A 26514-nucleotide genomic window follows, 5' to 3' on the forward strand; every position below is an offset into this window, starting at 1 on the left:
TCACTCTCCCCCTCTAGAAAGAAAATCACGTATCAATCGCTTCAAGTGTTTTCTTTCGCCTGAAATGACCATCGTATCATTTGCTTGAATAATCGAATCGGCACCGGGGTTGAGTAATTTTTCATTTGTATGTTTAATGATCGCAATGACGGTGACTTCATAATTTTGTCTCACATCTAAATCGCCGAGTGTATGTCCAACCGCTTTTGCGTCTTTTTCTACCTTAAACCATTCAATGATCAAATCATTGAACGCCATTTCAATCGTTTCAAGTGCTTGCGGCTTATACACCATACCGCCAATAATGGCAGCAATTTGCCGGGCTTCAGCATCATCGAGAGAAATGGTGGACAGTACTTCATCTGGATCTTCATCGTCGAAACGATAAATCTCCCGTCTGCCATCATCATGAATCACAATCGTCATCTTTTCTCTATTTCTCGTTTCAATTTCAAATTTCTTTCCAATCCCAGGAAGATCATTTTCTTTAATGTTCATTTTATCCCTCCGAATATGATAGGTTTTGTTTTTCATATAGTGAGTACGGATGAAATAAAATGAATCAGTCGAGGTAATTTGATTGGTACATAATGGGGATCGCACACTTCATTTCTAAAAAACATAAATCAATAGATAACGCTGTGGTTGATGCAAGCTTTACAAGAAAAGCTTTTGAAGCGCCCATTGATAACCTCTGTTTTAACAGAAGAGATGCGGCATGTTTTTTTGAAAACGGAGGTGTCTTCACAGCATTGATTTCTTCATCATAAATCGATGGAGAAATCAGGCTGGGTGTGCTCGCTTCTGCTTGTGAAGCAAAAACGACATTTGAAAAGGGAGAAAACATGACGATGCAGCTAATCAATATACATATGGAACTTCTTATCAATCATTCTCCCCCTTTCATATGATGTTTTATTTCTTATTTTACTATATAAAAATATATTTCTCGTTTCAACAATTATGCTTATTTTAGTATCAGTTGATCTTGAAATTTTTTATGTAGAGGAAAAGGAATTACTTGATGGAAATTGAAGTAAGTGATGAGCTTGAAAAGAAAGAGGGGAATGGATGATGACATATATCAATTGTCAGGTAGATGGGGATATTTTTGAAATCGTTTTCAATAGGCCTGAAGCGTATAATTCGTTTCATGTTGACATGTTTGCTGAATTGAAGGAAGCGTGTGATAGAGCGAGTGAGAGCAGTGCGAAAATTGTTGTACTTAAGGGGATGGGCAAAGGGTTTTCAGCAGGCGGAGATATTGGAATGATGCTAAAGCAAGATCGTGAAGAAGATTTTCATCGCGTGATGGATCTGATCGAGGGAATTACACTTTCTTTAGCCAGTATGAAAAAAGTGACGATTGCACTTGTCCACGGGGCAGCGGCTGGTCTTGCTTTTAGCTTTGCTCTTAGCTGTGACTATTTGTTTATGCATCAAGATGCTAAACTTGCCATGAACTTTAATGGAATCGGGTTAATCCCAGATGGCGGAGGGCATTTTTTCCTCACCAAAAGAGTTAGTGAGCAAACCGCTAAACAATTGATTTGGAGCGGGCAAAAGCTGCCGGCTGAAGAAGCGCTCAAGCTTCGCCTTGCAGACGGCGTGTTTCAAGATGAGGTGGATACGTATCAGAAAGCGTGCGTCAAGACGTTTTTAAATATGCCGCTTCAAGCCTTTGTTGAAACAAAGATGATTTATTTTCAGCAGTCAGAATCACAGCTGTTAGCCGTTCTTCAAAAAGAGCGTGCTGCACAAGCTAGACTGAGACAAAGCCGTGATCATCAGGAGGGTGTTCAAGCGTTTTTGGAAAAAAGACGTCCTGTGTTTCATTAAATAGAAGAATGAATGGCCGGCGGATGCCGGCTTTTTTAACGTTCAAATAAAAGAAGTTTACCTGCATCATTTACGAGCCGGTGAGAATGCTTTGTGTATTGTTGTTCGATTAAACGATGACGTCCTAATTCTTTTGCTTTTTCATCACTATCTGTGGTGATTTTTTCGTTTAATAAGGTTTCACCTGACGAATCAAATACAGTCAAAAAGTAGGTTTTCTCCATCTCTGATCTTCCCTTTCTTCTTGTTTTTTAATGAATTATACAAGGAGGAAGTTAAAACCTCTTTTTTTACCCCTAAAAATGTGTTTTTTAGAATAAGAGCGATAGAACGTGCATTCGTAAAAACGGCGTGATAAAATATGGACAACTACAGTAACGTACAAGGAGATAGACGTTTGACGAAGCTCACTTTTATTCATGCCGCAGATCTTCATTTAGATAGTCCGTTTGCGGGAATGTCCAATATACCGAACCGAATTTTTAAGAGGTTGAAAGAAAGTACATTTCAAAGTGCCAAGAACATGTTTGAACTTGCAATTGATCGAGAAGTAGACTTTATGCTGCTTAGCGGAGATCTATTTGACGAATCGAATCGCAGCCTAAAAGCACAACTTTTTTTAAGAAATCAGTTTCTTCAGCTGCAATCACACGGGATTGAAGTGTTTATTATTTATGGTAATCATGATCATTTAGGTGGTGAATGGACACCAATTGAGTGGCCAGAGAATGTTCACGTTTTTTTGAGCAGTACGCCAAGTGAGCAAGCCTTTTATAGAGAAGGTCAGCTTGTGGCAAGTATTTACGGGTTCAGCTACAAAGAGCGGGCTGTCCATGAAAATATGACACCTTATTATGAAAAAAAAACAGATGCCCCCTATCATATTGCCATGCTTCACGGCACATTAGCAGGTCAAGAAGGGCATGATGCGTATGCACCATTTCAGCTTCAGCAGCTTCTAGCCCGGGATTTTGATTATTGGGCGCTTGGACATATTCATAAGCGGGCTCTTCTGCATGAAGACCCAATGGTGATTTATCCTGGAAACGTGCAAGGAAGACATATAAAAGAAACAGGAGAGAAAGGCTGTTATGTCGTTTACCTATCTGAAGATGCTCAAAGAGCGGAGTTTATGAGCTGTTCAGATGTCATCTTTGAGACATTGATAATAGATATCACACATACCGCTCATATGACCGATCTTGTGATACTTGTGGACAAAAAGATGAGTGGACTGAAAGAGAGAGGTGTTCCTCATTTTGTGAAAATCGAACTAACTGGCGATGCTCCTGCTTATATGGAGCTCACGCAGCTTGAAGTGCTTGAGGAGCTGATGGCTGTTCTTCATGAACAGGAGGAAGATGAAGACTTGTTCGTTTGGGTGATGTCGATTGACTGCCGGACACATGTAGATGCCGTCTATCCAGAAGATTCTTTTTTGACAGAACTAACAGCAGAAATTGCCGAGTTTGATGCGTATGATGAGCTGCTTTCACCGATCAAGCGTCATCCAACCTATAGAAAGGCAGGAAGAGCTTTTACAAAAGAGGACGAGATCGATATTAAAGAAGAGGCACAAAGGCTGCTGGCAGAACAGCTGAAGCAATTATGAGAAAAGGAGAGGCATGATGAAAATACGTTCACTCCATATTGCGAATTTCGGGAAATTTTCCAATCAAACCTTCCACTTTTCTGATGACGGTTTTCAGTTAGTTTATGGCCTGAATGAATCGGGGAAAACGACATTGAAGGCGTTTATTGAATCGATGTTATTTGGTTTTTCCAAAAGCCATATGTATAAGCCGAAGCATGGCTCATTTTATGGCGGGTCTCTTACATGTTTAGATGAGGAATTAGGTGTGATTCATATTGAAAGAACATCTGATCATGGCGGCCAAGCTCAGGTGTTGCTGCCAAATGGTGAAGTGAAAGATGAAGCGTTTCTACATGCGATGTTAAAGGGAACGGATCGCAGATTATACCAATCGATCTATTCTTTTGACGTGTTTGGTCTGCAAAATGTACAAGCATTAAATCAAGATCAAATAGGGGAATTTCTACTCTTTTCAAGTTTGTTTGGCTCAGATGCGGCATCTAAAATGGACAGCAGGCTACTAAAACAGCAGGAGCAGCTTTTTAAACCGAATGGACGTAAGCCTGAATTAAATCAGCAGCTTGATCATGTAAAAGAGCTGTCAGGTAAGTTGAAACAGGCCAAATTGGTAGAAAGTCGTTATACCGAAAAGAAAAAAGAACAAGCTGAATTAACCGAGAAGGTAGAAATGCTTCAGCATGAAATGAGACAGACTGAAAAAGAGATTCGGCATTTGACTGAACATATTCGACTTTATCCTATGATAGAAAAAAAGATAGAGTTAAAAAAAGATTTGGCTAGTTATCCAGAACGAGTCAAACGGTTTAGACCGGAAACCGCGCATGAACTTGATAAATTAGAATCACACCTTCACCCAAAAAAGGCGCAATTGACGGCACTGAAACAAAAATTAGATCATTTGCAAACGTCGCTCACGCAAGTTCAGCCACTCTATGACAAGGATACGGTATTGGAGATGAAGCAGGTCATAGCTGAATCATCTGATGCTGAACTTGTGAAGAAACGCTTAGCAGAAGGGAAAACAGAGCAGAATTCTTTGAAACAAAAAATAGAAGAAGCATCAGCGAAGCTGAAGTGGCAGCGTCCAATCAAGCTTGACCAGCTGGATGATTCACTTGACTTTGAGTGGGAATTAAAAGAGGCTGTGAGCCAATACGTTCGTTTAATGGATAGGAAAACACAGCTCGATGACCGGTTTGATCATGCAAGACATGAGCTGGAAGAAGCGGAAACCGCTCTAAAAGGATTAAAGGAACAGCCCGTTAAAGAGCAAGATGCAGAAGATGTCAGGGGCACAAGGGCTACAGTGAAACAGAATCATTCCAGAGTGTGGTTATTCCCGCTGATGTTCGTGCTATGTGCTGTCATTCTCACGGTCTTATTCGTTTTAGCAGAGAGCTGGGTGACGTTACTGTTTGCAGGATTTTCCGTATTTATCTTGATTGCTATTTATCCAGTGCTTAAACAGACTCAGATGAAGGAAGCAAACGACAGTAACGCCTATCATTCTTTTCAAGTTCAAACAGCTTCAGCTGAAACGCTAGTGAAGCAAAAGGAGCTTTTATACGAAAGAATGATACAGCAATATGAAGACTGGGAGCGGGAACTGGAACCTGTACAGCAGCAAGTAGAAGATATGAGAAGGCAGCTGGGTTTGTCCTCAGAGCTCTCATTCCTTGTGGAAGCTTTCCATATCTTGAAACAATTAAAAGCGAATACAGCGGCATATGAGGCGCTTAACAAGGAAATAGAGATGCTCACACAGCAGCAATCGACCTACGAGCAAAGAGTTTCAGCGCTCATGAGTCTCCTTCAAAGAAAAGAAGGGACCATTCAAGAGAATATCTCAGCCTTTCAAGAGATATTGAAAGATGAGGAAAAAAGAGAAAAAGAACGTCAGACATTGCACGTATCCATTCAGCATGTAGAGCACCAGCTGACAACATTAGAAGGAGAAGTTCAATATTATGAAAAACAAACGGACGAGCTTTTTCGAAAAGTAGAAGCAGCGTCAAAAGAAGATTATCATGTCCTATCTCATCTATCCAAAGAATACCGGGAGCGGCTGTACAATTTGCAGCAGCTGAACCAAGAGCTGCACAAAAGCGGTTATATAGATGAGGAAGAGGTCATTGTCCGTAAAGGTTTACGCACCCTTGAGGAGCAGTGTGCACAAGCAAAAAGGCGTCTGAATGACATGCAAGAGAATGTGACGAATATGAAAAGACGCTTGGCAGAATTAGCAGTAGAAATACGCCAAATAGAAGCATCAGGTACGGTGTCTGATTTGACTCATCAGCTTGCTGTAGAGCAGGAGCAGGCAAAGCATCTAGCGAAAAAATGGGCGGCTATTCAGCTCGTTCGTTCCGTCATTCGAGAGAAACTCAATGAGCATAAAGAAACGAGGCTACCAGCACTCCTCCAAACAGCTTCCCGATTTATTCAGCCGTTGACGAATGATCGTTATGAAGTGATTTTATTTTCTGCCGAAGATGACCGGCTGATTGTGAAACGGAGGGATGGACGCCTATTCCGCCCGGAGGAGCTTTCACAAGCAACATGTGAGCAGATTTATCTCTCGATTCGTTTTGCACTTGCTTTGTCCCACCAGCAAGAGTGTCAGCTCCCATTTATGATGGATGACAGTTTCGTTCACTTTGATCATGTCCGTCTAGACAGGGTGCTGGAGCTGATGAGTGAACTCACTCGTTTTGAATCACAGCTGTTTTATTTCACTTGTCATCATTATATGAAACAAGCAGCGGAAGACGGGCAGATTACGAGTTTAGTAGTGGAATGATTGACAAATTATGACTTATGTTATACTTATATGAGCAGAAACATGGAAGGAGCATTTATTGAATGGCTAAAGGGATCATGACCTATGACGTCGGCGAACAAGTTGACCTGCATTTATTAATTAAATCATCTACTAAAGGGATTGCGAGTAATGGCAAACCATTTTTAACGTTAATTCTTCAAGATCAAAGTGGAGATATTGAGGCGAAGCTATGGGATGCAAAGCAGAATGATGAACTCACATATGCTGCGCAAACCATTGTGAAGGTAGTAGGTGATATTCATCATTATCGCGGAAGGAATCAGCTGAAGCTTAGGAATATACGTCCTGTTGCTGAAAACGAGCAAATCCGCATTGATGATTTTCTAGAAACAGCTCCTATTCCAAAGCACGATATGATGGATACCATCATGCAATATATTTTTGATATGAAAAACCCTAATATTCAGCGTGTCACAAGACATTTGCTGAAGAAATATGGACAGGAATTCGCTGATTACCCAGCAGCTACGAAAAACCATCACGAGTTTGTTTCGGGTCTTGCCTATCACGTGGTATCGATGCTTCATTTAGCGAAATCCATTGTTGATCTATACCCATCACTAGATCGAGATCTTTTATATTCAGGGATCATTCTACATGATTTAGGGAAAGTCAAAGAGCTTTCGGGTCCTGTCTCCACCACATATACAGTAGAAGGGAACTTAATTGGCCACATTTCTATTATGGTGACAGAAATTGCGAAAGCCGCAGAGGAGCTTGGCATTGATTCTGAGGAAATTCTGATTCTGCAGCATTTAGTGCTGAGTCATCATGGAAAAGGGGAGTGGGGCAGTCCTAAACCACCAATGGTGAAGGAAGCCGAAATTCTCCACTATATAGATAATTTAGATGCAAAAATGAACATGATGGATCGTGCGCTTGAGCATGTGAAGCCAGGAGAATATACAGAGCGTATTTTTGCACTAGAGAATCGTTCGTTTTATAAACCAACCTTTCACAATGAATCATCATGATAAAACGCCCGTTTGATGCGGGCGTTTTTTTTCATAACTTGTCTTCTTTTCGCATAAGCATGTAACACAAAGGAAGAGAGATTAGTCCTGAAAAAGGAGGGGAAGACAATGTTATTTTTTCCATGGTGGGTATATGCATGTATCATTGGCATTATTTTTTGTGCCTATAAATTAATGACGACAGCCAAAGAGGAGCAAGAGATTGATCAATCCTTTATTGAAAAAGAGGGAGAAATCTTTATCGAACGAATGGAGCAGGAGAGAGAGCGTAGATGTCAAGGACAGCAAATGAAACGATCACAGGAAACGGCGAAGCATGAGGACCATTCGATTGCATAATCAATAAGAATAAAAAAACCCCTCTACAAGTTCATGTAGAGGGGTTTTTCGTTCATTATTGGTTTGTTGTTTGTTGTGTGGTTTGCTCAGATTTTTCTTTGAATGTATTTTCAAGTTCTTTATCTTTTACTTTCACATCAGCATCTTTCACCAATTTGTTTAAGATCGTCTGAATTTCATTGTTATCTGCTTGTTTTTGATCAAGCAGTTCTTTTTTCAAGTCTGCTTTCATGTCATCGTATTTACCGCGTTCTTCGGTCTTTTTAATGATATGGTAACCAAATTGAGATTTTACTGGTTTGCTGATTTCATTTACTTTTAGTTTGAAGGCAGCTTTACTGAAGTTCTCATCCATTTGGCCATCTTTTGCGAACCAGCCTACATCGCCGCCTTGTGCTGCTGAAGCAGTGTCAGTTGAATATTCAGATACAAGGTCATCCCATTTTTCGCCTTTATCTAATTTCTTTTCTACTTCATCTGCTGTTTTCTTGTCAGCAACTAAAATGTGGCTTGCGCGGATTTTTCCTTTTAGGTCATCGTAATACGCTTTTACTTCTTTGTCAGTGATTTTGATGTTAGCTTTGGCAGCCTTTTGAGTCAGCAGCTCATATTTTACTTGATCTTTGATGTAATCTTTTCCGAATTCATCTTGAAGTTGTTTTAAACGATCTTCACCAAGTGTCTTTTTATATTCTTCCAATTTCTTATCAATTTCTTTATCTGATACTTTGTATTTGTCAGCAAGAACCTTTTGTTGAACAAGTAGGTTTAAAGCATCTCCACCTGCTTGTTTTTTAAGTGTTGTGTAAAGCTCTTCTTTTGTGACATCTCCTGATTTTGTTGTTGCGATCACTTCTTTGTCACCGCTACTGCATGCGCCAAGAGTTAAAACACTTACTGCTGTTACAGCTGCTAAAGCCATTTTTTTCATTCAAAAAACACTCCTAATCTTTCCAATTTATTTATCATTGCTTGTATCATAACATATTGTGACATGCTGTAAAAAGAAATGCAAATGGGAGGGCATTCGTCTAGTCAAATTTTTGCGACCAACATACACATATATTGATCACAAAAAGGAGGCTGAATTATATGGGAGCAGGATATTCTAATGGGTTTGCTTTATTGGTCGTGCTATTCATTTTGCTGATCATCGTTGGTGCAGCATATCTTTATTAATTAAATCGCTGTTACAGAAAGGAGCCGTCCTGCCATGCGTGCGGGCGGTTCTTTTTTAAAACGATGACAAGTGCCTAAACGTTTTAAAATTTTCTGCATACACTGAGCTTAGAACAGAGGAAGAACTGGCAGGAGGTGTTTTCACATGGGAGGAGAAGTCTTTGCTGGCGGTTTTGCACTAGTCGTCGTATTATTCATCTTATTGATCATTATCGGTGCATCTTGGATTTGCTAATAGATCATCATACACAAAAAGCTGCCATCAAACAGGCAGCTTTTGCTTTGATCTTAAATAGATATGGTAATTTCAACAAATGATGAGATCAGTAAGATCAGTATCGATACATTGATAAAGCGAAACACCTTATCTTGCCGTTCTTCAGGAATCTCTCTGACAAGGCATAATGTATTAGTAAGCCTGTTTATTGAATACACAATAAACGCGGCAAAGACGATGAAGTAAAATAAAACTATCGGAGATCCCCCCTCTCTATGCTATTCCCATACTACATTACCAAATTTTTTATGAAAAAGATAGAAGTTGGCTTTAAAAACCTCATGATGAGGAAGTTGGGTCAACTAAAATATCAAACTCGTCTTGGGCTTGATCAATGATGCATGATTTTGGCGCTTTGAGCAGTTTCCAAGCAAATAAAAAGTCAGGCAAACAATAGCCTGCATGAATACTTGCGATCATGATAAAATAGTGTGCGTACATTGGAAATGCCATTCCTAAAACAAAGTAAACAGGTGAGATGACACAAAACGGGCTGAGCAGTGAGAAAAGCATCACTCTCTTAGGCACGCGCTGCCAGCAATTTCGTTTAAATAACGTCATTTTTTTCTTATGTTTCATGACTGGGATCAAGTGAACCACGCGGTGGACAAGCAATGTCGCAAGTAAAAGCACGACAAAAAGTGGTGCATTGTGACTGCTGAGTCTCGTTTCAGGATGAGTCAGTTGAAAACATAAAAATGCCATAATGAAAAAAAATACAGTAAGACATATGGCTGAAATCATCATTCTCGTATAACCATAATCCTTTTCAAGATTAATGGTCTTCCAACAATTCATTTTTCATCCTTCCAATCTCAAAAAAACTAATTGAATATCTCAAGATAATTTACTCTTCCTGAGGATAAAAATCAATGGTTTTCATGAAAAAAAATAAATTGTTACATTCATATGGAGTAAAGAGAGGAAACTTTGGGTTTTTCAAGAAAAAAAGACATAAGAGGGAGGTTCGTCTCTTTCGTCAATGAGTAATTTCGGCTAAAATAGAGTGACTAAGAGAAAGAGGGAACGTACATGAGTATTGAGGAACGAATGAGCCAGCTCGAATATTATATGGAACTGTTACTGACGGCGACAGATATGAGCCGTTATCCATATTATGCGCTATTGATCCGGCAGCGTGTATCGAAAGAAGAGGCAAAGGACATTGAGCGTATTTGTGTTGAGCTCTCAGATGAAATGGACAAGCAAAAAGCACAAGGCTACGTCATGTTCGACGATCTCCTTGCGCTGTTTGCGGGACAGTTAATTGAAAAGCTGGATGTTCATGAGACGATTTTTGCTTTGCATGATCAAGGGCTGTTTCAGCCGTTAATGAATGAATTTATAAAGATCATTAAACAATTTGATTTGCTTTAGCCGCTTTTTCCTCTGCTGTGTCTTCAAGTTCTTCAGGCTTTTTCGTGACTTTCCCACGTTCATTCAAAAAGTCCTTCTCAATGTTTGAAAACGATTTCTCAAAAATCTCCATGAAATCCTCACCATAAATGTTTCGGATAATACACATCATTTCTAAAATTTCAGGGAACTTTCCGTAAATGTCATGAAGCGGCTGTGCGCCTTTGACAATACCAGTTCGGGCCGGGTCGTAATCTTCGAGTAGTTTATGGAATGTCTCTTCGCCTTTTGGCGTTAGCTCAATATACGTATTGCGTTTATCGTTTAACTTTTTAGAAAATTTTAAAAATCCTCGTTCCTCCAGTTTCTTGGAGAAGTTAAACGCCGTTGATACATGCATGACGCCAAACTTTGCAATTTCTGATATTGAAGCTCCTTTTAATTGATACGCAATCCACAAAATATGATGTTCATTGATATTTAGGTTATACGGTTTGATCCACTGCTGCCAGTCCTTTTCAATGGATTTCCAAAGAGCTTTGCTCAATTGGGCCATTCTTTGACTGAATAAAAGTGCTTCTTTTACATCGAAAGGCTGTTCCGAATGATTCATCCATTTCACCTACTTCTCTTTTTCTTGTAATTCTATTATGCCAATAAAATAAAGATTAATAAAGCTGAAAATTCAAGAATTTTTAAAAGTCATGAAAAACATTGACAAAATAACCTTTTTTCAACAAAAAAAGTGCGGGATACGCACCCCGCACACTTTTGTAAACGAATATTTTTTTGTGAGTATATTAGTTTTGTAAGGTTTTCTCCAGTTGTTTGAGCTTTTCCTCAATTTCCTGAATTTCCTTTTGTAAGTCCTGCTGATGAGGTTTGATTTCCTCGCGCCATTGCTGAATGGATGTTTGCAATTCAGTTCCGACCTCTTTAATGACCTCAGCACTTTCTTTTGCGGTTTCAACAATCTGCTCTTTTAAAGCTTGTCCATCTCTTTTTAATCTTGTCAGCGTATCTTCGAATTTGTCATAGCCGTCTTTCATCTTTCCGCGTACATCTCTGCCAGAAGAGGGAGTCGTCAGGAGCACTGCCGCACCTCCGAGGAGACCGCCTACAAATAATCCTGTTAATAAAGAACGTCCACTAGCCATTCCAATCACCTCTAGTCAAATTTTACACATTCGCATGTTCTCTCTGAGCTGACGATCAGCTTCATTGAACTTCCATACATAGCTTGCTTTATTTTAGCATACTTTTGAAGAAAAGGGAGGGGAGAAGGTTGTCTGTCTTTCTGTTCGTTTTTACGTGTATGTGTGTGATTTTCGCAGGTGGTTCTATTCATTATGTAAGGCAGCTTGGGTATGCAGGGTCTTATCCGCCAAAACATGTATTAAGACAAAAAGCAATTGTGTGTGCTGCAGGTGCAGGGATTTCGCTCTCCATTTTGCTGCTTACCCTTTTTCTTTTATAGAAGCATGAAAAAAAACTCTTCATCTAATGAAGAGGTTCCAGCATGTAGACAAACCCTCGCATTCGTTGTCAGTCCTGCGTGCAGGTGCTCACGAATGTCAAATTCGCTCCGCGCCAGTACTCGTCCTTCTTAGACTTCAAGGGCTTTCAATCATGCTGAAAAGAAGACAAAGGGCTAAAATAAAGAATCATTTTAGCCCTTTGTCAACAATATGAAAAAAACCTCTTCATCTAATGAAGAGGTTCAGTTATTCGTTAAGCGACTTCAATCATTCTTGCGCGCTTTAATATGGACTGAGCAATCGGGAAGACAAATACCATAGCTATCGTATTGATCACAGTTGCTGGCAGGACAACACCTACAAGAAGTGCTGGTAACGCAGCCGGCAGTCCAGTAATCAGTAAAGCGGCAGATAGGAAAATCACGCCCGATACGACGGTCCCAACAGCGGTGAGTACAGCGGTCAGAACGACTTTGTTCTTGATCTTCAGGCAAGATAAGAAAAGGGCTAAGAAGATAAAGGCTGTCACCGGTTTATCAATCATATTTGGAATTTGTCCGCCTGGAAAACCTGTTGTCAAAGCGGAAATGACCCCAGTAACTAGGGCGATCACAACGACATGCTGTACTTTCGGAAAAAGGATGATGCTTAAAAACATCATAACCAGCATCATATCAGGTTTCATTCCAAAAAAGATGGGCGGGAAAATCGTATGCAAAACAGCTCCCATTGCTGCAAGCAATGACATAATCACTAATTCTTTTGTTTTCATTTCTATGCTCTCCTCTGCTAAGCTCTTAGAACTCTCCAATAATATGGCTGATCATTTATTGCAAGAGTCATGACTTTATATTTCTCGTTATTATAACAAATTTATTTCACGATAGAAAAGCCTTTTTACTCATTTTCTTGCTGGAACTTTTTCATAAAGTCCGCAAGCTTTTGGCAGTCTTCTATAGAGACGGCGTTGTAAATCGAGGCTCTGCATCCGCCAACAGAACGGTGGCCGGCGAGTCCAACCATTTGTTCTTGTTTTGCTTTCTCCACAAAGGATGCAGTGAGTGCATCATCACGCAGGGTAAACGTGACATTCATATGTGAACGGCTGTCAGCACGTGCATGCCCTTTGTAAAAACCGCCACTTTGATCAATCGTATCATACAGAAGCGCTGCTTTTTGTTCATTGCGTTTTTCTGCTGCTTCTACACCGCCCGCCTGTTTCACATGCTCCAGGACAAGGGACAGCATATAAATCGCAAAAGTTGGTGGTGTGTGATAAAGAGAATTGGCTTTGGCATGTGTTGAATATTTTAAAATTTTAGGTGTGCCGCTTTTTTCTTTCTCTAATAAACGTTTGCGCGCGATCACAATCGTGATACCAGAAGGCCCTAGATTTTTTTGTGCCCCGGCATAAATGAAATCAAATGAAGACACGTCTATTTTTTTGCTGAGAATATCACTGGACATGTCGGCAATAAGCGGGAGTGACGTGTTCGGGAACGTTTTCCACTGAGTACCGAAAATGGTATTGTTCGATGTGATGTGCAAGTAAGCACCGTCATTTAAAACGGACGCATCTACATCTGGAATATACGAATAGTTGTCGTCTTCACTTGAGGCAAACACTGATGTTTCACCAAACCCTTTTGCTTCTGACAAGGCTTTCTCTGACCAAGCACCTGTTTGGATGAAATGAGCCGTTTCGCCTTCATGTAAGAAGTTCATCGGAATCATTGCAAATTGAAGACTTGCCCCGCCTTGTAAAAAGAGGACCTCATAATCTTCTGGAATGTCCATCAATTCTACCAAGAGTGCTTTCGCTTTATTGTGGACTTCTTCATACTCACCGCTGCGATGAGAAAGTTCCATCACAGACATCCCGGTTTGTTTAAAATCAACAAGTTCTTCCTGTGCTTTTTGAAGCACTTCTAGCGGCAGCGCCGCCGGACCAGCATTAAAATTCGTCGTTCGCTTCATCACAATCTCTCCCTATTTCTCGCGTTAATGGATCAAAAGATAAAACCATCCTATCACAAATTTGAAGCATTTGGACAAAAAATTTGAATCGTCCTAAATATCTTACGATTCAGAGGATAAGCTCAGAAAAGAGGCGAAAAAAAGAAAAACCTCATCCATTAAGATGAGGTAAGGCGCGTATGGATGGCAGAAGAAATGTCTTTTAAATCCTCTGATGTATATTGATCTTGGTGAGATTTCCATACGGCACCAAAGCCGTCGCCTTTGCCATAACGTGGAATGATGTGCATATGGTAATGGAACACAGATTGTCCGGCTTTTTCACCGTTGTTGTTCAGAAGGTTTAAACCAATTGGTTCAAATTCTTGTTTGATGGCTCTAGCGATTTTTGGAATCGCTTGGAAGTAATGATTAGACACTTCTGGTGTCATGTCATAAATGTTTTCTTTATGTATTTTCGGGATTACAAGGGTATGTCCTTTTGTTACTTGGCTGATATCAAGAAAAGCCAATACATGCTCGTCTTCATATACTTTTGCACATGGAATGTCTCCATCAATGATCTTGCAAAAAATGCAGTCGCTCACGCCATGTCACTCCTCATTATTTTTCCTTTATCGTATCACAAAAAGAAGCAAAAAAGAAAACAGGACAAGCGAACTCCTTTGGTCGCTCATCCTGCTCCTGCAGAAGAAATGCTGATGCTTTCATTTGATATGCCTTTTGAATTCTCTATTTACTGAAATAAAGAATTCATATGCCTGCTATTTCTGCCGTAAACACCTCATTTGACGTTTTGGTTCGTCGTATACATATTTGTATAGGACACAAAAATCAAGAATCAGTGAAGCAAAACAGAAGCTAAGGTTTTTAGATGAAAAACCAACTTGTCATGCGGTTATTGCCTTTAACAAACACCTCATTTACGTATTGGTCATCAAGTTCATTTCTTCTACATACATTATGATGACCAGTATGCCGATGTTTTATTCATGAGTTGTCTATAGGTAAACATTTCAAATTGTCTTTCGTTTTTGGTACTATAAAGGAAAAAAGAAAGAAAGGAACGAACTGATGTCCCTTCTAACTGTAAAAGATGTAACGGGTGGATATACAAAGAATCCCGTTCTGAAAAATATTTCATTTGAATTAGAAAGAAACCAAATCGTTGGTCTCATTGGCTTAAACGGGGCGGGAAAAAGTACAACCATTCGTCATATTATTGGATTAATGAAACCTCATAAAGGGGTCATTGAGCTGAACGGACGAACCCTTCAAGAAGATCAAGAGGCGTATCGTTCACAATTTACGTTTATTCCAGAGACACCTGTCTTATATGAAGAATTAACGTTAAAAGAGCATTTAGAGCTGACAGCGATGGCTTACGGCCTTTCAAAAGAACAATTAGAAGAACGTCTGCCGTCTTTGCTGAAGGAATTCCGAATGGAGAAGCGATTGAAATGGTTCCCTGCTCATTTTTCTAAAGGGATGAAGCAGAAGGTGATGATTATGTGTGCGTTTCTTGTGGAGCCAGAGTTGTATATTATCGATGAGCCGTTTTTAGGGCTTGATCCGCTTGCGATCAACGCACTATTAGAACGGATGAATGCGGCGAAACAAAATGGCGCAAGTGTTCTGATGTCAACGCATATTTTAGCCACAGCGGAACGTTATTGTGATTCCTTTATTATTTTGCATGAAGGGGAAATTAGAGCGAAAGGAACACTGACAGAACTAAGAGAGCAGTTCAACATGAGAGATGCGACACTCGATGATCTTTATTTGGAATTAACAAAGGAAGAAAGCTATGAGTAAAACAACGCAAACCATTTGGAAATCACGATTAGAAGAACACGTACAAGAAACAAGAAAATATTTAAAATATATGTTCAACGATCATCTTGTGATTGTGCTCATTTTTTTCCTTGCAGGCGGGGCGAGCTGGTACAGTAATTGGCTGAAGCATATTCCAGCTCACTTCCCATCCTATTGGGTCATGGCAGTTGTTTTCTCATTGGTACTGACTAGTTCTTACGTGCGAACGTTGATCAAAGAGGCAGATCTTGTGTTTATGCTTCCTTTGGAAGCTAAGATGGACCCTTATTTAAAACAAGCGTTTAACTTTAGCTTCATTTCTCAGTTATTTCCTTTGATTGCCGTGTCCATTATTGCACTTCCGCTATATTCGGCTGTCTCCTCAGGCGATCTGATGCTATATGTGCTCATTTTGGCGCAAATGATCTTAATAAAAGGTCTGAATACAGCAATTCAATGGAGAATCACTTATTTTCAAGGGAAACATGTCAGATGGATTGATGCAGTGATTCGTTTTCTGCTCAATACAATGTTAATGTATACCGTTTTACAAGCAGCTTATGCCATTGCCATCGTCTTTTATCTTTTATATGCTGTCTATCTCATTTATCTAACAAATGCAGTAAAAAAACAGCCCTTTCAATGGGAATTGCATATTTCTGATGAGTTAAAACGAAAACAGCGTTTTTACCGCTTGGCAAACTTATTTACGGATGTCCCTCATTTAAAGAAACAAGTGAAAAGAAGGGCGTATATGGACTGGGTCTTGCAGTTTGTTCCTTATGAACAGCGTAAAGCTTTTTCTTATATGTATGTGAGGGCGTTTTTACGTTCAAATGACTATTTTGGTCTTGTGTTTAGGTTAACGGTCGTGTTTGTGCTCATCCTCTTGTATACAGGTGCAGCAGGCTGGGTGGGGGCATTACTTGTCTTGTTTACAGTCTTTATCACAGGTGTACAGCTTGTCCCGTTAACAAAGCACTTTGCTCATCTGTCGTTACAGGCACTTTATCCTGTGTCTCAGCAAGAAAAAGATCGAAGCTTTTTTGTTCTCGTACGAAATGTACTCATTATCCAGTCAATTTTACTGAGCTCCGCCGTTTTCCCAGCAGGTGGATGGAAGGGAAGCGGACTTGCTCTTCTCATTTCATTGGTATTTGTGCTTGTCCTATTTAAGCCTTACGTACAAAGTAGATTAAAAAAGATGAGATAAGCATTTTTTACAGCGTGTGTATGATGTCACCAAGGAGGGAACTGGGATGAATGCAGCTGAACGGGAACTGTATGAAGAGGCCATTTTTTTTCAAATGCGTTTTTTAAGAAAACCATCCAAGATCGAGCGGTTTTCAAAAGGTGTTCAGCAGCAAGTGAATCGCCGAATCCCTGCTCGATTTCATCAAGTCATCACAAGTGCGGTGAAAACAATGGTTGAATCCACCGTATCAGGAAGCCATTTTACTTCATTTACAGTCATTGATGAACAATTGTCTATTGTAGAGCGAAATGAGCTGGCAAAGGAAAAGGTGACATATTATCAAAAGGCCGCTGCGATTGAAGGAATTGGCACAGGTGCGGGTGGATTGTTTCTCGGAATGGCGGATTTCCCTCTCCTTTTAAGTATCAAGATGAAATGTCTTTATGAGCTTGCCTGTATATATGGATTTGATTTGTCTCAAAAAGAGGAAAGACTCTTTTTGCTTTGTATTTTTCAACTCGCCTTTTCAAGCAGTACACACCGTCAAAAAATGATGAAACTCATTGAAGAATGGGAAACAACCCGGGAAGAAATGGATTGGTATAGCTTTCAGCAGGAATATCGAGATTATATTGACCTTGTGAAGCTGTTTCAATTAATGCCTGTGGTCGGTGCCGCTGTTGGTGGGGTGGCAAATCATCAGCTGACAGGACAGCTTGGTGAAGTCGCACGCCATGTGTTTCACTTGAGAGTGTTGAAAGAATCGAAATAGAAAAGCCGCTGCCCAGCAGCGGCTTTTTTTCATTCATCGTAGGAAAGGACGGCATGAGCGATTACCTTTGCTGCGACAGGCATTGCGTTTTCGTTAATATCAAATTTTGGATGGTGGTGTGGATACACATCTTGGCTGTTTTCTGGCATAGCGCCTGTGTAGAAGAAAGTACCAGGAACATGCTGAAGGTAGTAAGCAAAGTCTTCTCCGCCCATTTGGGTTTCGGCTTCTTTTACTTCTGTGACTCCTTCTGTCTGTTTGGCTATTTCTGCTATATATTCAGTTGGTGCAGGGTGATTTTTGACTGCAGGATAGCCTCTTACATATTCATAAGTATAAGAAGCATCGTGCATGTGGCAGACACCTTTCACCACCTGTTCAATTTCACGTTCAATGATATGGCGTGCACTCTCTTCAAAGGAACGTGCAGTACCTGTCAGCACGGCCGAATCTGCAATGACGTTAAAGGCATTTTCAGCGACAAATCCCCCTACAGATACAACCGCAGAATCAATCGGGTTGACTTTACGGGCCACGACCTGCTGAAGATTGGCTACAATTTGTGAACCGATGAGTACGGCATCTTTCGTCAGGTGCGGCTGTGCGCCATGTCCGCCTTTCCCTTGCACTTGAATAGAGAAACGATCGGCGGCTGCCATAAAGTTCCCGCTTTTATAAAGAACAGTGCCGCATGGCTCTGAGGACCAAAGGTGGGTGCCGAAAATGACGTCAACACCGTCTAAACAGCCATCTTCAATCATTGGTTTCGCACCGCCGGGGGCATATTCTTCAGCGTGTTGATGAATGAGGACGATTTTTCCTTTTAATTGATCTCGGTGCTCATGTAAGATCTTCGCTAAGACGAGAAGTGTTGCTGTGTGGCCATCGTGACCGCATGCGTGCATGACGCCAGGTTTTGTTGAACGGTAAGGTACATCCTTTTCATCATGAATGGGAAGTGCATCAAAATCAGCTCTCAGTGCAATGGTCGGTCCAGGGGAAGTTCCTTCAATAAAAGCGAGTACACCATGTCCGCCTACATGTGTGCGTGTTGGGATATGTAATCTGTCATAATATTGAGCGATGTAAGCAGCTGTTTCCTCTTCCTGAAAAGAAAGTTCTGGATTCATATGGAGATAGCGTCTAATTTCAACCATTTCCTCATAATGTTCATCAAGACGTTCATTGATCCTTTTGTGTAAAGTGGATACTGTCATTGATCCGAAAACCTCCTTTAGGCTCTTTTACTGATTGTATGGTAATTGTTAGAATCTTTCAACAGAAGAGGATGTCGAGAATGATAGAAAAGGTCATTTTACATAAAAGTCGAAGGTTAAGTATGAAGCTTGAAAAAGGGGGAGTGGCATTGGGAAGCTGTCCAAATTGTTCAAAAGCATTTTCTTTCGTCGAAAAATTTCATTTATCGCATACGAGAATGATGCTTTGTCCAAGCTGCCGGCATCAAATCAAAGAAACGTTCGTTTCGAAGATGAGCTTTTTGATGATTTGTTTGATTCCACTGTTGGTACTACTTATTCAGATGAAAGGTGCTTCACCTATGCTCAAATGGCCCATCTTATTAGGATGGATCTTGCTGAATTTTTATGTACTTCAGCCAATCATTCATCGGTACGAGCTTAGAGATAAGCGTTGAAAGCCCAGCAGAAGGGCTTTTTTTTATGAAAAAAAGAAGTGCGAAGAGCAGCACTTCTTTAATGGTCTATGACGGCATGATAGGATGTCAGATAGGCAGGACGAGAGAAGATGGAGCCAGTATCCTCGTGCGGCTGAAAGAAGGCTTCTGACTCTTGAAAGTCTTGAAATAAGTCTTCAGATTCCCAAAGGGTCAAAATTAAGTACACTTCTTCATCCTTTTTTGGTCTTAACACACGAAGCGCCTGAAAGCCGCGCTGGTGTTCTGACATATTTGTTTTTTTCTGAAAGGTGGATTCAAAAAGTGCTCTGCTTTCGAGCTTTACAGGGATATGATTCAGCGTGACAAAGCCAGATTGGACGAGCTCACCTTTTGTATAAATCACATCATAGGCATGGGGTGCTTTAAAGACTGTCTCACCCTCCGTTTCATGAAAAAGAGCCGCTTGTTCCTTACCGACCGTATAAAGCAGATTTTCAAGATGATGTTTTTTTGCGATTTTTTGCAAAAAGTCTGCTGTTCCATATGTAATATAGAAATTCATCTAAACCGCCTCCTGCTTGATAGTATAACAAAAGAATGATATATAATTCTTTGGTAGTCAATCCATAAAACATATTATGAAGCAATACATCCCATACTATCCGTATAAAGGAATGAGGTGACCTAATTTGAAGAAAAAGAAGATAATCATTCCATTAGTCATTGCAGGAAGTACAATCGTGCTTTCATTTATTGGCTATCTGACCATTTTATTTTTAGGACATTATGTCATAGACGAAAAGAAGCTCGTTTTTCACGCTTCCTCGAAAATCATTGATCAGAATGGAAAAGAACTCACAAGCATGTATTCAGAAAATCGGGACCCTGTGTCATTAAAAGAGGTCCCAGATAAAGTGGCGAAAGCTTTTGTTGCTGTAGAGGACAAGCGCTTTTATGAGCACCACGGAATTGATGCACAATCGATTTCAAGGGCGGTTTATCGAGATATATTAGCAGGTGGAAAGGTAGAAGGCGGCAGTACCATCACCCAGCAGCTCGCCAAAAATATCTTTCTCACAAATGATAAAACGTTTCTTCGAAAAACAAAAGAAGTCATTATTGCGATCAATTTAGAAAGAGATTATTCAAAGGACAAGCTGCTTGAAATGTATTTGAATCAGCTTTACTTTGGTCATGGCGTCTATGGGATCCAAGCAGCGGCCAATTACTATTTTAGTAAAGATGTAAAAGATCTCACTGTCAGTGAAGGAGCTACACTTGCTGCCATGCCAAAGGCACCTTCAACGTATTCCCCTGTTCTACACCCAGATAAAAATAAACAAAGACGGGATACCATCCTGAATTTAATGAATGAACAAGGATATTTGTCTTCTACAGAAACAGTTGAAGCAAAAGGAAGAACACTTGGTATTCATTTAAAAAAGAAATCAGAAACCCCTTGGGTGGACAGTTATGTAGATCTCATGATTAAAGAAGCAGAATCACAGTATTCGATTTCGCATGAACAATTGCTTCAAGGCGGCTATACTATTACCGTACCAATCGATATGAATTTGCAAAAAGTTGCCTATGATGCGATGAAAAACAATCGTTATTTCCCGGGAAAAAGCGGGTCACCTGAAGGCAGCGCTGTGTTTATTGACAACGCATCTGGTGGTGTAAAAGCAGCAATAGGCGGACGAGAATATCAGGCAAGAGGCTATAACAGAGTCACAGCTGTTAGACAGCCTGGTTCTGTCTTTAAGCCGATCGCAGTATATGGTCCAGCGATGCAGGAGAAAAAATTCAGACCGTATTCACTGCTTGAGGACAAGGAAAAAAGCTATGACGGCTATTCTCCAAAGAACTACGATGGACAGTACGAAGGCAGGGTCACGATGGTAGAGGCTCTCATGAAAAGTAAAAATACATCTGCCGTATGGACGTTAAGCCAGCTTGGCATCGATACGTCTAAATCCTATCTTGAGAAAATGGGAATGGATATTTCGGATAAAGGACTTGCCATAGCGCTTGGCGGTTTAGAAAAAGGGGTTTCTCCGTTGCAGATAGCTGGAGCATTTCATACATTTGCAAATGAAGGCGTCTATAAAAAGCCGTTCTTCATTCAGAAAATCACGAATGATGATGGTGAAACCGTTGAAAAAAATCGAAACAAAGAAGAACGAGTGTTTAGCGTACAAAATGCTTGGAATATGACAAGAATGCTTCAACAGGTCGTCAAAGGCGGAACCGCTCAGAGCGGATCATACGCTGGAGATTTGGCTGGTAAAACAGGCACAACTACGTATTCCGGTGTCAAAGGGGCAACGAAAGATGCTTGGTTTGCTGGCTACACGCCTAGTACAACAGGGGCAATCTGGATGGGGTATGACAAAACGGATAACAGTCATTATTTAACTGGCGGCAGTCAGTATCCAGTGCAGTTAATGAAAGATATTTTAACGACAGCCCAAATAACCAATGAAACATTCCAAAAACCAGAGGGAATTAAAGAACTTCAATCGCCAATCCATTTAGAAGGACTGTCAGGCTTTGAAGCACGTTATGCATTTAAAATCAAAGGGCTCTTTACATTGGAGCTGTCATGGGATGAACAGGAAGACAAACGCGTTGAATATCGTATTTATGAAAAGAGAAATGGAAGCGAGACCCTGATCGATTCTGTAACAGGAACAAACAGCTACACAATGCCGTATGCAAATGTGTTTTCAGATGCGCAGTATAAGGTTGTTCCATACAATACTCAAACACAAGAAGAAGGCGAAGGTAGTGCTTATATCAAGCCAGAGGCTTTTGGACGTTAATATTCGGCGATTTTTTGAACATTGAGCCGCTTTAGTATACCGAGCCCTGAAAAAGCGGTATAGTAAAAGCAGTGTTTGAGCCTTATACAAAGAGAGTGTGAGGCGAAAGGTGGAATGAAAGGTAATGGGAAAAACGAAGGCTTTTAATGACACGTTCTTAAAGGCGTGCAAAGGGGAAAAAACAGACCATGTACCAGTTTGGTATATGAGACAGGCAGGACGCTCGCAGCCTGAATATCGTGCCCTTAAAGAAAAATACGGGCTATTTGAAATTACGCATCAGCCAGAGCTATGTGCTTACGTAACAAGACTTCCTGTAGAACAATATGGTGTAGATGCCGCTATTTTATATAAAGATATTATGACTCCGCTTCCAGCTATTGGTGTGGATGTTGAAATTAAAAATGGAATTGGACCAGTGATTGACTCGCCTATTCGGACAAAGGCAGATATCCAGCGTCTTGGAGAGCTTCATCCTGAAGAAGACCTGCCGTATGTGCTTGATACGATCAAGCTGTTAACAGAGGAGCAGTTGAATGTTCCGCTGATTGGTTTCGCAGGTGCACCTTTTACGATGGCAAGCTATATGATCGAAGGCGGTCCATCTAAAAATTATCATAAAACAAAGGCGCTCATGTACAGTGAGCCAGAGACATGGATGCTTTTGATGAATAAATTAGCCGATATGACGATCACATACATACGCGCTCAGGTAAAAGCAGGCGTCCGAGCATTTCAAATCTTCGACTCTTGGGTTGGCGCTTTAAATGCAGCAGATTACCGGACCTTCATTAAGCCTGTCATGCAGCGTATTTTCACAGAGCTGAAGCCTGAAAACGTACCAATGATTATGTATGGTGTCGGTGCGAGCCATCTGGCGAAAGATTGGCATGACTTGCCGCTTGATGTCGTTGGACTGGATTGGCGTATGAGTATAGACGAAGCGCGAAAAGAAGGCTTAACAAAAACGTTACAAGGAAACCTTGATCCAACGATTTTACTTTCTCCTTGGGAAGTGATTGAAGAAAGAGCAAAAGCGATTTTAGATCAAGGAATGAAATCAGATCAATTCATCTTTAACTTAGGTCACGGGGTATTTCCTGATGTCTCACCAGACACGTTAAAGAAGCTGACTGATTTTATTCACGATTATTCAGCTAAACATAAAAAGACATCCATCTAAATGATTTCAAATGATCTGAAGGAGTGTTGGTTGTGGAGAAAAAGAAAATGGGGCTACTTGTCATGGCATATGGCACCCCATATAAAGAAGAAGACATTGAACGTTACTATACACATATCCGCAGAGGCAGAAAGCCAGAGCCGGAGATGCTGCAAGATTTAAAGGACCGCTACAAGGCAATTGGCGGCATTTCTCCTTTATCAAAAATTACAGAACAGCAGGCAAATGGTTTGTGTGAACATTTGAATGAGATCCAAGACGAGATTGAATTTCATGTATACATTGGGTTAAAACATATTGAGCCTTTCATTGAAGATGCAGTCGCTGACATGCACCGAGATGGCATCACAGAAGCGGTGAGTATTGTCCTTGCACCGCACTTCTCCACATTTAGTGTGAAATCGTATAACAAACGTGCACAAGATGAAGCAGAAAAGCTTGGCCATCTGAACATTACTTCTGTTGAAAGCTGGTACGATGAACCGAAGTTTGTGGACTATTGGGTGAAACAAGTGAAAGAGACGTATGCATCCATGAGTCAGGAAGAAAGAGATTCAGCAGTGCTGATTGTGTCTGCACACAGTCTTCCTGAAAAAATTATTGCAGCAGGGGACCCATACCCTGATCAGCTTGCACAATCTGCAAAAATGATTGCTGAAGGTGCAGGAATTGAGCATTATGAAATTGGCTGGCAAAGTGAAGGCAATACGCCTGATCCATGGCTTGGACCAGACGTACAGGATCTCACACGTGACCTATTTGAACAAAAAGGCTATAAAACATTTGTATACGTGCCTGTTGGATTTGTCGCTGATCACCTTGAAGTGTTATACGACAATGATTATGAATGTAAAGTCGTCACGGATGAAATTGGCGCAGCCTACTATCGTCCAGAAATGCCAAATGCGAAACCAGCATTTATTGATGCACTGGCAGCAGTCGTATTAAAGAAGCTTAATGAAAGCAAGTAATCATATAAAAGAAGGCGATCCTATGCATGACAATCAAAAACACCTTGTCATCATTGGCGGTGGCATCACGGGTTTGGCCGCCGCCTTCTATTTGGAAAAGGAAATTGAAGAAAAAGGCCTTCCTATCCAAATATCTCTTATTGAAGCGAGTCCTAGGCTAGGTGGAAAAATTCAAACATTATATAAAGACGGTTATATCATTGAACGTGGACCCGATTCATTTTTAGAAAGAAAGGTCAGTGGACCCCAGCTGGCAAAAGATGTTGGGCTATCTGATCAGCTCGTCAATAATGAAACAGGGCAAGCGTATGTATTAGTCAATGAAACCCTTCATCCGATGCCAAAGGGCGCTGTCATGGGCATTCCAACTCAAATCAGTCCTTTCATTACAACTGGGCTTTTTTCAGTTGCCGGAAAAGCACGTGCAGCGATGGATTTCGTTTTGCCAAAAAGCAAACAGACAGAAGATCAGTCTCTGGGGGAATTTTTTAGAAGACGTGTGGGTGATGAAGTGGTGGAGAATTTAATTGAACCGCTACTATCAGGCATTTATGCTGGTGACATTGATCGCCTGAGCTTAATGTCTACCTTCCCGCAGTTCTATCAAACAGAACAGAAGCATCGTAGTTTGATTCTTGGGATGAAAAAATCACAGCAGCATGCAAAAGCGCAACAAGTGACAGCGAAAAAGCAAGGACAGTTCCAGACAATCAATCAAGGGCTGCAAGCACTTGTTGAAGCGGTCGAAAGTAAACTCAAGCTGACGAAGATTTACAAAGGGACAAAAGTGACCCAGATCGAAAAAGCCGAGGGAGGTTATGGCGTTCAATTAGACAGCGGTCAAACGCTTTTTGCAGATTCTGCCATTGTGACAACTCCTCACCAATCGATCTATTCCATGTTTCCAAAAGAAGCAGGGCTTGAGTACTTGCATGACATGACATCGACTTCTGTTGCAACAGTTGCACTCGGATTTAAAGAAGAGGATGTTCACAATGAATATGATGGCACTGGTTTTGTCATCTCAAGAAATAGTGATTTCTCCATTACAGCATGTACGTGGACAAATAAGAAATGGCCTCACACTGCACCTAAAGGAAAAACATTGCTTCGTGCATATGTTGGGAAAGCTGGCGATGAATCAATTGTCGAACAGTCTGATCATCAAATCGTGAGCATCGTGCTGGAGGATTTGAAGAAAATCATGGATATTAAAGCAGATCCAGAGCTGACGACAGTGACTCGCTGGAAAACAAGCATGCCGCAATATCATGTGGGTCATCAAAAACAGATTTCGACGATGAGAGAAACGTTTAAGCAATCATATCCTGGTATTTATATCACGGGTGCTGCATTTGAAGGTGTTGGAATTCCTGATTGTATTGATCAAGGAAAAGCTGCCATCTCAGAAGCTGTATCTTATCTATTTTCATAAAAAACAAACTCCCTTTTCTGTCATGGAAAGGGAGTTTTTCATGTTCGTATGTTTAGAAAAGAGTGGTGAATAATAAAATTGAACAAAGTTGTTGCATCTGAGGAAAAAGATGTGGTATATTACTTTCTGTACTTAATGACCGAAACGTTCAAATAGTCATTTTGGGAGTGAGATCATGAGTGTTGATAGGAGACAAATGATTTTAGATGGAGCAACAAAGGCATTTACCCAGTTCGGGTATAAAGCCACGACAATGGACCTTGTAGCAAAGCTTGCCAACGTTGGAAAAGGAACGATTTATACTTTTTTCAAAAACAAAGAAGAGCTGTTCGATGAAATTTTCACATCACTGTTAATGGAGATGAGGAAAATTGCAGATGAAGCAATAGATGAGAAGAATAGTTTCTCAGAAAACCTTCATTTAGCACTCTTTGCAATATTAGAATTTCGAAAAAACCACCAGCTTACAATTAAAATCTTTCAGGAAAATGCGGAGCTTGGCACATCAGCAGTGAAAGAAATGATTGAAAAAATGGAACAGATGATCATTCGCTATATTAAAACAAAAGTAAAAGAAGCGATTGAAAAAGGCGACATTAAGCCCTGTGATCCTGAATTGACGGCATTTGTGATGGTGAAACTATATATTGCACTTATTTTTGACTGGGAAAAGCGATATGAGCCTTTAACAAAAGAAGAGGTCGCTGAATCGCTCGAGCTTTATGTACTAAAAGGACTGTCTGCAACAACATAATTTTTTTTAAGTTCAAATGACCGAATTCTTAATTTAGTCATTCACCAATGGG

The 26514-nt window shown here is 40.5% G+C and carries 30 protein-coding genes; 17 read left to right on the top strand and 13 right to left on the bottom strand.

From position 1 onward, the window contains the following. Both ID12_RS09670 and ID12_RS09675 read right to left on the bottom strand, forming a co-directional pair. Window positions 1-498 (bottom strand): cation:proton antiporter regulatory subunit, encoded by a 498-nt coding sequence (locus ID12_RS09670; RefSeq protein WP_017366937.1) that lies wholly within the window; start codon window positions 496-498, stop codon window positions 1-3. Between the two features lie 64 nt (window positions 499-562). After that, on the bottom strand, window positions 563-889 hold the full coding sequence (locus ID12_RS09675) for a hypothetical protein (RefSeq protein ID WP_025207030.1): 327 nt from the start codon (window positions 887-889) through the stop codon (window positions 563-565). Between the two features lie 185 nt (window positions 890-1074). Here ID12_RS09675 and ID12_RS09680 point away from each other — a divergent pair, with 185 nt between their 5' ends. Further along, window positions 1075-1839, top strand: coding sequence for an enoyl-CoA hydratase (locus ID12_RS09680; RefSeq protein WP_231493322.1), 765 nt, complete (start codon window positions 1075-1077; stop codon window positions 1837-1839). A 35-nt stretch (window positions 1840-1874) separates the two neighbouring features. Here ID12_RS09680 and ID12_RS09685 read toward each other — a convergent pair whose 3' ends face one another. Then, on the bottom strand, window positions 1875-2063 hold the full coding sequence (locus tag ID12_RS09685; protein WP_008348907.1) for a YhzD family protein: 189 nt from the start codon (window positions 2061-2063) through the stop codon (window positions 1875-1877). A gap of 173 nt (window positions 2064-2236) precedes the next feature. Here ID12_RS09685 and ID12_RS09690 point away from each other — a divergent pair, with 173 nt between their 5' ends. The 4 genes from ID12_RS09690 (at window position 2237) to ID12_RS09705 (ending at window position 7609) form a co-directional block, all read left to right on the top strand. Beyond that, window positions 2237-3451: a metallophosphoesterase family protein gene (locus ID12_RS09690; protein ID WP_017360320.1), complete on the top strand. Its 1215-nt coding sequence runs from the start codon at window positions 2237-2239 to the stop codon at window positions 3449-3451. A gap of 16 nt (window positions 3452-3467) precedes the next feature. Then, window positions 3468-6254 (top strand): ATP-binding protein, encoded by a 2787-nt coding sequence (locus ID12_RS09695; RefSeq protein ID WP_050827105.1) that lies wholly within the window; start codon window positions 3468-3470, stop codon window positions 6252-6254. A gap of 62 nt (window positions 6255-6316) precedes the next feature. Next, window positions 6317-7270, top strand: a complete 954-nt coding sequence (gene yhaM, locus ID12_RS09700) for a 3'-5' exoribonuclease YhaM (protein WP_007497151.1) — start codon at window positions 6317-6319, stop codon at window positions 7268-7270. A gap of 108 nt (window positions 7271-7378) precedes the next feature. Then, window positions 7379-7609: a sporulation YhaL family protein gene (locus ID12_RS09705; RefSeq protein ID WP_050827106.1), complete on the top strand. Its 231-nt coding sequence runs from the start codon at window positions 7379-7381 to the stop codon at window positions 7607-7609. A gap of 55 nt (window positions 7610-7664) precedes the next feature. Here the strand turns inward: ID12_RS09705 and ID12_RS09710 are convergent, their stop codons facing one another. Further along, window positions 7665-8540, bottom strand: coding sequence for a peptidylprolyl isomerase (locus tag ID12_RS09710; RefSeq protein WP_007497153.1), 876 nt, complete (start codon window positions 8538-8540; stop codon window positions 7665-7667). Window positions 8541-8701: 161 nt separating this feature from the next. Here ID12_RS09710 and ID12_RS18910 point away from each other — a divergent pair, with 161 nt between their 5' ends. Together ID12_RS18910 and ID12_RS09715 are read left to right on the top strand one after the other, a co-directional pair. Beyond that, a complete protein-coding gene (locus tag ID12_RS18910) occupies window positions 8702-8788 on the top strand; it encodes a YjcZ family sporulation protein (protein ID WP_008361129.1) in 87 nt (28 codons plus the stop codon). A gap of 145 nt (window positions 8789-8933) precedes the next feature. Continuing rightward, a complete protein-coding gene (locus ID12_RS09715) occupies window positions 8934-9023 on the top strand; it encodes a YjcZ family sporulation protein (RefSeq protein WP_017360317.1) in 90 nt (29 codons plus the stop codon). Window positions 9024-9076: 53 nt separating this feature from the next. Here the strand turns inward: ID12_RS09715 and ID12_RS19525 are convergent, their stop codons facing one another. Continuing rightward, a complete protein-coding gene (locus tag ID12_RS19525) occupies window positions 9077-9262 on the bottom strand; it encodes a hypothetical protein (RefSeq protein WP_072368131.1) in 186 nt (61 codons plus the stop codon). 82 nt (window positions 9263-9344) lie between these two features. Continuing rightward, a complete protein-coding gene (locus tag ID12_RS09720) occupies window positions 9345-9863 on the bottom strand; it encodes a DUF3267 domain-containing protein (RefSeq protein ID WP_007497155.1) in 519 nt (172 codons plus the stop codon). A 234-nt stretch (window positions 9864-10097) separates the two neighbouring features. On the opposite strand from ID12_RS09720, the gene ID12_RS09725 reads away from it, so the two are divergent. Continuing rightward, window positions 10098-10442 carry a YhaI family protein gene (locus ID12_RS09725; protein WP_048002577.1) on the top strand — a complete coding sequence of 115 codons (345 nt, stop codon included), beginning with the start codon at window positions 10098-10100 and terminating at the stop codon, window positions 10440-10442. Here ID12_RS09725 and ID12_RS09730 read toward each other — a convergent pair. Both ID12_RS09730 and ID12_RS09735 read right to left on the bottom strand, forming a co-directional pair. Beyond that, window positions 10420-11034, bottom strand: a complete 615-nt coding sequence (locus ID12_RS09730; RefSeq protein ID WP_048002576.1) for an HTH-type transcriptional regulator Hpr — start codon at window positions 11032-11034, stop codon at window positions 10420-10422. The two genes, ID12_RS09725 and ID12_RS09730, sit on opposite strands and share 23 nt — an antisense overlap. 187 nt (window positions 11035-11221) lie before the next feature. Continuing rightward, window positions 11222-11578, bottom strand: coding sequence for a YtxH domain-containing protein (locus ID12_RS09735; protein ID WP_007497160.1), 357 nt, complete (start codon window positions 11576-11578; stop codon window positions 11222-11224). 128 nt (window positions 11579-11706) lie between these two features. Here ID12_RS09735 and yhzF point away from each other — a divergent pair, with 128 nt between their 5' ends. Continuing rightward, window positions 11707-11898, top strand: coding sequence for a membrane protein YhzF (gene yhzF / locus ID12_RS09740; protein WP_008348888.1), 192 nt, complete (start codon window positions 11707-11709; stop codon window positions 11896-11898). 254 nt (window positions 11899-12152) lie between these two features. On the opposite strand, the gene ID12_RS09745 is transcribed toward yhzF, so the two are convergent. The 3 genes from ID12_RS09745 to ID12_RS09755 form a co-directional block, all read right to left on the bottom strand. After that, on the bottom strand, window positions 12153-12671 hold the full coding sequence (locus ID12_RS09745) for a tryptophan transporter (protein WP_017360314.1): 519 nt from the start codon (window positions 12669-12671) through the stop codon (window positions 12153-12155). Between the two features lie 125 nt (window positions 12672-12796). Beyond that, window positions 12797-13876, bottom strand: coding sequence for a 3-phosphoserine/phosphohydroxythreonine transaminase (gene serC, locus ID12_RS09750; RefSeq protein WP_007497164.1), 1080 nt, complete (start codon window positions 13874-13876; stop codon window positions 12797-12799). 158 nt (window positions 13877-14034) lie between these two features. After that, window positions 14035-14463, bottom strand: a complete 429-nt coding sequence (locus ID12_RS09755) for an HIT family protein (protein WP_008348883.1) — start codon at window positions 14461-14463, stop codon at window positions 14035-14037. A gap of 487 nt (window positions 14464-14950) precedes the next feature. Between ID12_RS09755 and ID12_RS09760 the strand changes: the two genes are divergently transcribed. From ID12_RS09760 to ID12_RS09770, 3 genes are read left to right on the top strand one after another with little or no spacing between them, the layout of a single operon-like run. Beyond that, a complete protein-coding gene (locus tag ID12_RS09760; RefSeq protein ID WP_008348877.1) occupies window positions 14951-15691 on the top strand; it encodes an ABC transporter ATP-binding protein in 741 nt (246 codons plus the stop codon). Beyond that, complete coding sequence (locus ID12_RS09765; RefSeq protein WP_017360312.1) at window positions 15684-16904, top strand: ABC transporter permease; 1221 nt, start codon at window positions 15684-15686, stop codon at window positions 16902-16904. The genes ID12_RS09760 and ID12_RS09765 overlap by 8 nt, the downstream gene beginning before the upstream one ends. Window positions 16905-16950: 46 nt before the next feature. After that, window positions 16951-17658: an EcsC family protein gene (locus tag ID12_RS09770; RefSeq protein ID WP_017360311.1), complete on the top strand. Its 708-nt coding sequence runs from the start codon at window positions 16951-16953 to the stop codon at window positions 17656-17658. 29 nt (window positions 17659-17687) lie between these two features. Here the strand turns inward: ID12_RS09770 and ID12_RS09775 are convergent, their stop codons facing one another. Then, a complete protein-coding gene (locus ID12_RS09775; RefSeq protein WP_050827107.1) occupies window positions 17688-18875 on the bottom strand; it encodes a M20 family metallopeptidase in 1188 nt (395 codons plus the stop codon). Window positions 18876-19370: 495 nt separating this feature from the next. After that, a complete protein-coding gene (locus tag ID12_RS09785; RefSeq protein ID WP_007497177.1) occupies window positions 19371-19856 on the bottom strand; it encodes an antibiotic biosynthesis monooxygenase family protein in 486 nt (161 codons plus the stop codon). Window positions 19857-19983: 127 nt separating this feature from the next. Between ID12_RS09785 and ID12_RS09790 the strand changes: the two genes are divergently transcribed. From ID12_RS09790 to ID12_RS09810, 5 genes are all read left to right on the top strand, one after another. Next, window positions 19984-22119: a transglycosylase domain-containing protein gene (locus ID12_RS09790; protein ID WP_017360307.1), complete on the top strand. Its 2136-nt coding sequence runs from the start codon at window positions 19984-19986 to the stop codon at window positions 22117-22119. Between the two features lie 124 nt (window positions 22120-22243). Further along, window positions 22244-23302 (top strand): uroporphyrinogen decarboxylase, encoded by a 1059-nt coding sequence (hemE, locus tag ID12_RS09795; RefSeq protein ID WP_050827108.1) that lies wholly within the window; start codon window positions 22244-22246, stop codon window positions 23300-23302. 32 nt (window positions 23303-23334) lie between these two features. Beyond that, entirely contained in the window at window positions 23335-24273 is a 939-nt protein-coding gene (gene hemH / locus ID12_RS09800) for a ferrochelatase (RefSeq protein ID WP_017366949.1), read from the top strand. A 22-nt stretch (window positions 24274-24295) separates the two neighbouring features. Next, window positions 24296-25708, top strand: coding sequence for a protoporphyrinogen oxidase (gene hemY, locus ID12_RS09805; RefSeq protein WP_008348859.1), 1413 nt, complete (start codon window positions 24296-24298; stop codon window positions 25706-25708). A gap of 175 nt (window positions 25709-25883) precedes the next feature. Further along, complete coding sequence (locus ID12_RS09810; RefSeq protein ID WP_007497184.1) at window positions 25884-26462, top strand: TetR/AcrR family transcriptional regulator; 579 nt, start codon at window positions 25884-25886, stop codon at window positions 26460-26462. The last annotated feature ends 52 nt before the right edge of the window (window positions 26463-26514 follow it).

This window comes from Bacillus altitudinis (genome assembly GCF_001191605.1).
GTDB lineage: Bacteria > Bacillota > Bacilli > Bacillales > Bacillaceae > Bacillus > Bacillus altitudinis.